We start from the raw sequence: 3,670 nt of genomic DNA, 5'->3' as shown, positions 1-3,670 counted from the left end.
CAGTGGTCGCATAAAATCACTTCGCCAAAGAAAGATTGTGGCAAACGCTATTGGGTGGAATTAGCCGAACCTATTGATGACAGTTTAATCCAGGTATTTGCCGATGGCGTTGAGCTGCGCAATGAAGACGGACTGACTAAACCTGCTTTGCTGGATATTATTGACTCAACTCATGTGCGATTGACGATTAGTGAAGGTAAGTACCATCAAGTTAAGCGTATGTTTGCCGCTGTGGGTAATAGAGTGGTTAATTTACATCGTGAAGCGGTTAGTGCTATCGAGTTAAATGCTGACTTAGCCGCAGGTGAATGGCGCTTTTTAACCGATGCTGAAGTCAAGTCTGTGTAGTTATCATTTGAATATATAAAAATGCCCGGTTGTCACCATATAATGATTACCGGGCCTTTTTTTATCTGCTCATTGCAAATCACTTTCTGAATACAGAATCAATTGCGAAAAATCGCTCTTTTATAAGCATCGCTTACCTCGAGCTAATGTTATTTACACTTATTGAGTTAGGCTAATTTTGCCACTAATGGTATTGATGTTGACTTGACCTGTGCCAGCTTGAGTTTTGAACTGCAACGTTTTGGCTGGTGAGTATTTTTGTTTTAGCGGTTTATCATCGGTTAATTGATTGTCAATTTTTCCACCAGGGCCGCCATCAATCATAAAACTGATGTTAGGCATAGCCGTAAACGTTAGCGCCATATCTCCACTTATGGTTTCGAGTTGAGCTTTGTTTAAATCGGCCCCTAAGGTTATTTGTGCATCACCACTGATGGTAACAATGTTTAACTCAGTGACTTGGCTAACTGTTGCGGTGATATCACCAGACACTTGGTCGACAGACAATTGCGTAAAGGCACTTTGACTTTTCAGTTCGCCACTCACTAAGCGCAGCTCAGCTTCGCCGTGGCTATTGTTGTCAGTGATATCGCCCGATACCGTTTCTAGGTTAATTTTTCCCGTTAACTCAGAGGTATTAATATTGCCTGACACCGTGGTGAGTTTAGTATTGCCACTAAGTTGTTGGGCGTTAATGTTGCCGCTGACTAACGCTAACGATATTTGGCCATTTAGCTGTGATAATTGATAACTGGCTGATACTCCCTCGGCATCTAAAGCAAGTTTTTTAGGCAGGTAAATGGTCAGTTGTGATCCTTGTTTATTACTGCCTTGATAACTGCGTGGTAATTTATCTTCTACAATAACGCTATTGCCTTTAACTTCAAATGTTAAGCCTTGGCTTAACTCATCAAGTTCACCTTTTACTTGAATGCTATTTTTATCCCAACTGACTAGCTCAACATTACCGCGTTGTATTTTCATGCTGACAGAAGGGTTATCAGAAACACTTAATTGTTGGTCAACGGCTTCTTTGGCCATTGAGATAAAACTGATACCGATTAACGGCACGATTAACACGTATTTAAGAATGCTCATATTGTATTTCCTTGTGATGTCCGTTTAGACGTAAATGGGAGCTTTTGGCCTTGCTGTAATAGGGTTATTTGACGTTGCATGATCCAACGCCATAATTGCCACATTTGTTGATTAGTCGGTTGTTGCTTCAATGCTGCTTGTACTTGTTTTGAGGCGGTATCCAGCTCGGCTAGTGCTTGGCTAATATCGCTCTGTATCTGTTGTGGAGCATCAGTTGATGATAATTGCCAACTCACGGTGTATTGATTTTGATTAAAAACATCCAGTTGAGTCTGATGAGTCAAAGCGATTTGATCGACCAACTCGACTAACGTTGACTCAGCTAATGTTGCCTCTGTATTCAATGTGGCCCCTGGGACTGTTGTCGTTATTGTGGCTGTTTGCGGCAGTAATGAATTACCATCAGGGCGTTGCCAAAGCAGCATCGCTAGCAAAGACAAAACCGCAACGCTAGCGGCAATAAGCCAAGGTCGAGTCAGATGTGTTTTTTGCTGAGATTGAGGCGACAACTGAGCTGTAATCTCTGGCCACAAATCGGTTGTCGGTTGCATCTCTAGCGGCAATGACTTGATTAGACTATCGAGGTCTTGCGGTGACTGGTTCATGCAAGCATCTCCTGCAAAAATTGTTTAGCATTATGGTACTGCGCTTTACTGGTGCCCTCGGCAATGTTGAGTAGGGCGGCAATTTCTTTATGTTGATAACCTTCAATCGCACACAGTACAAATACGATACGAGTCCGTTGAGGTAACTTTGCAATACATTTATCCAATTGGTGATACTCATCAAAGGCAACCGTGGGTATGTCCTGCGGCTCAAGTTGCTCTGTCGGTATAAAACGTCGCCACCACGATTGCTGTACCTTTAGCTCGTTAATCGCTTGACGGACGCACAACCGATGCAGCCAAGTGGTAAATTGGCTGTCGCCTCTGAATTGGTCCAATTTATGCCATAAGCGTATAAAACAGACTTGAGTCATATCGTCAGCAAGATGAGCTTGGCCACTCAATCTAAAGCAAATGGCGTAAACCCGCTTATGATGGCGGCTATAGAGTTGCTGGAATGCCTGCTTGCATCCAGTAACCGCTATTGCGACCAACTGATTATCGTCAAGTGCCGCTAAGTGGCTTAATTGCTCGTTTGTTGACTGATTAATAGCGGCATCCTTAATGTCACAACATGTCCAATATGATGGTGTAGTTATTTGACAGCCTCAAGTCGGCAAAAGGTTTATATGAGTGGTTATAAATAATCACTTTTCTGTAATATGTTTAAGATTTTTTTATATTAGCCGATAACTAGTTGCTATACTTATGTTGCTAGATTGATCTAAAAATCATTATCAGATCATACAATAATAACAGTAACGTTAAATCTTACTTTTAGGTGGTAGAAAATATGCTTATTCGATCGAAACTTATTTTAAGTTCGCTCATTTCAATCTCCTCAGTACTCGCGATGTTCGGGTTACAAAATTATTCTGAATCAGTCCTGTTGGAATTATCAACAGCATCAAACAGTATTGTTGAAATTGAAAAGAAAGTGCTTGAGTTACGTACTGAAGAAAAGGATTTTCTCCATCGTGCAGACACTGTTTATATTGAAAAATTTAAACATAGCATGGATGATATTGTGGTTTATATGGCCGAAGTGCGTGTCGCGCTAGAGCATCAAGGCATGAATGTCGATGCTTTAGATCATTTTAAAAAGAACCTCAACGATTATAAAACGATATTCAACGAGATTATTGCCTTAAAAGTAGAGATAGGGCTAACTCCAGAGTCAGGTTTATATGGTGATTTACGTTCAGCGGTTAAAAAAGTCGAAATTGTGCTGAGTGATAATGCAGAGGATGCTTTGCTGGTGGCGATGCTACAGCTACGTCGAAGTGAGAAAGACTTTATGCTCCGCCGTGACCCTAAATATATACAAGCTTTTGATGACGGAATCGCCCGTTTTTTAACTCAAATACAACAGTCTAATATAATGTTTTCTCAAAAAGAGCTATTGACTGCAGATGTTAAAGATTACCAAGTTAACTTTAAAAAATTAGTTGATAAAGAAGTGCTATTTGGTTTAACGGACGAAGACGGTAAAATGGCCGAGTTACGTGAGAAAATCCATCAAACAGATAATGATACCGTTACCCTACGTGAGGAAACGTTAGCCGAAATAGAGCATGGTAAAAAGCAGGCTTTTATTATTGGTTTAAGTATATTTTTGT

3 protein-coding genes and 2 pseudogenes are annotated in these 3,670 nt (G+C 40.7%); 2 read left to right on the top strand and 3 right to left on the bottom strand.

Annotated elements, in window-relative coordinates:
- A pseudogene (locus tag CXF78_RS14645) lies at positions 1-348 on the top strand (16S rRNA pseudouridine(516) synthase); the annotation flags it as partial.
- A gap of 159 nt (positions 349-507) precedes the next feature.
- Here CXF78_RS14645 and CXF78_RS14640 read toward each other — a convergent pair.
- Genes CXF78_RS14640 through CXF78_RS14630 form a run of 3 tightly spaced genes read right to left on the bottom strand, consistent with a single transcriptional unit; the run spans position 508 to position 2,545 of the window.
- The gene (locus tag CXF78_RS14640) at positions 508-1,446 is read right to left on the bottom strand and encodes a DUF4097 family beta strand repeat-containing protein (RefSeq protein ID WP_011636320.1); all 939 of its coding nucleotides are present in this window, start codon (positions 1,444-1,446) and stop codon (positions 508-510) included.
- Complete coding sequence (locus tag CXF78_RS14635; RefSeq protein WP_011636321.1) at positions 1,443-2,051, bottom strand: hypothetical protein; 609 nt, start codon at positions 2,049-2,051, stop codon at positions 1,443-1,445. Before CXF78_RS14635 ends, CXF78_RS14640 begins: the two co-directional genes overlap by 4 nt.
- Complete coding sequence (locus CXF78_RS14630) at positions 2,048-2,545, bottom strand: RNA polymerase sigma factor (protein WP_011636322.1); 498 nt, start codon at positions 2,543-2,545, stop codon at positions 2,048-2,050. Before CXF78_RS14630 ends, CXF78_RS14635 begins: the two co-directional genes overlap by 4 nt.
- A gap of 395 nt (positions 2,546-2,940) precedes the next feature.
- On the opposite strand from CXF78_RS14630, the pseudogene CXF78_RS14625 reads away from it, so the two are divergent.
- Positions 2,941-3,670 (top strand): annotated as a pseudogene (locus CXF78_RS14625) (methyl-accepting chemotaxis protein); the annotation flags it as partial.

Source organism: Shewanella sp. 11B5, assembly GCF_002836795.1.
GTDB lineage: Bacteria > Pseudomonadota > Gammaproteobacteria > Enterobacterales > Shewanellaceae > Shewanella > Shewanella frigidimarina.
This window is presented reverse-complemented; position numbering and strand designations above follow the sequence as displayed.